The following is a 1,875-nucleotide window of genomic DNA, read 5'->3' on the forward strand; positions in this document are numbered from 1 at the left end:
CCGCTGTTGAGTCAGAAGCCAATGCCTATGTCATGAGAATGGCGAGTTGCCAGTTGAATGCCTTAAAAGATTTCCCGGAAGTTTATCGTGACAAAGCCATTTTGCCGGTAGCAGGGGGAGCAGATTTAGCTCAAACAACTCAAAACCTGAACCAAACCATTCTGCAGGATATTGAAGCGGACAAGCTAACCAAAGATCAGGCAACAAGAATGATTGTCACTGCTCAGGAATCCGTACAAATTTGTATGAATTCGTAAAAGTCAGATTCCTGAGTTCATAAAAAAGGGCCTTTCGGCCCTTTTTTGTTTATGCGGCAATTCCGGTATGACGCAAAAGCGCATCTATCTGCGGTTCACGTCCACGGAATTCAATAAAAAGTTCCATCGGTTCGCGGCTGCCGCCCTGCTCCAGAATGGCTTCCAGGAATTCCAGACCGGTTTGCCGATCAAAAATGCCCTTCTCTTCAAACTTGGAGAAGGCATCTGCTGACAACACTTCTGCCCATTTGTAGCTGTAATACCCTGCGGCATACCCACCAGCAAAGATGTGGGCAAAGCTGTGAGCAAAACGATTGAATTTGGGTGGCTTGACCACGGTCACTTCATTACGAACCTGTTCAAGAATTTTCTCGACCTGATTCGGCTGATTCGGATCAAATTCCAGATGCAAACGGAAATCAAATAACGAGAATTCCAGCTGACGTAACATCATCATTGCCGATTGGAAGTTACGTGCGGCAAGCATTTTGTCGAACAAATCATCAGGCAATTTTTCACNNAAGCTGACGTAACATCATCATCGCGGACTGGAAGTTACGTGCAGCGATCATTTTGTCGAACAATTCATCAGGTAGTTTTTCACCGGTCTGGTAATGGCCGGAAATCAAATCCAGCGCCTCACGTTCCCAACACCAGTTTTCCATAAACTGGCTTGGCAATTCAACAGCATCCCAAGCCACACCATTGATACCGGAGACACCGGCATATTCAATTTTGGTCAACATATGATGCAGGCCATGACCGAATTCATGGAACAGTGTTGTCACTTCATCATGGGTGAACAAAGCTGGTTTATCCCCGACGGGCTCAGAAAAATTACAAGTCAAAAAGGCGACAGGAATCTCAATGCCATTGGTTGTACGACGGCGTGCCTTGCATTCATCCATCCATGCACCACCACGTTTATGTTGGCGGGCATATAAATCCAGATAAAACTGAGCACGAACGCTGCCGTCTTCAGCAACAATTTCAAAAAAGCGCACGTCTTTATGCCAGACATCCACATCATTACGTTCGCGAATATCCAGACCATATAGACGATTCACCACGGCAAACAGACCACTGACCACTTTGTCTTCCGGGAAGTACGGTTTGAGTTCTTCCTGTGAAATCGAATAACGCTGCTGACGCAGTTTCTCAGCAAAATACGTGACATCCCAGGCTTCCAGCTGGCCTTGATCGGCAGTCACTTTGGCAAAAGCCCGTAATTCGGCATATTCATTTTCGGCAATCGGTTTGGAACGCTTGGCCAGATCTTGCAGGAAATCCAGAACCTGTTGCGGTGACTGGGCCATTTTGGTGGCCAAAGAACGTTCGGCGTGATTGGCAAACCCCAACAGGTTAGCCAGTTGATGACGCAAGTTCAGAATATCCAGCATCACTTCGGTGTTATCCCATTTGCCGGCATTCGGACCTTGGTCTGAGGCTTTGGTGGCAAACGCGGTATACATTTCCTCACGCAATTCACGATTATCAGCGTAAGACATCACCGGCATATACGATGGGAAATCCAGGGTAAACAACCAACCTTCCTCGCCTTCTCGCTTGGCCATTTGCTCGGCCATTTCAATAGTGGATGGCGGTAAACCGGATAATT

Annotated in this window: 2 pseudogenes; one reads left to right on the top strand and one right to left on the bottom strand. The window is 47.1% G+C overall.

Annotation, left to right across the window (positions count from 1 at the left end):
• Window positions 1–257: pseudogene (locus B3O33_RS00610) on the top strand (hypothetical protein); the annotation flags it as partial.
• Window positions 258–306: 49 nt separating this feature from the next.
• Here B3O33_RS00610 and B3O33_RS00615 read toward each other — a convergent pair.
• Window positions 307–1,875, bottom strand: a pseudogene (locus tag B3O33_RS00615) (M3 family metallopeptidase); the annotation flags it as partial.

Origin of the sequence: Methylophaga sp. UBA1464, assembly GCF_002325665.1 — a bacterium.
Lineage (GTDB): Bacteria > Pseudomonadota > Gammaproteobacteria > Nitrosococcales > Methylophagaceae > Methylophaga.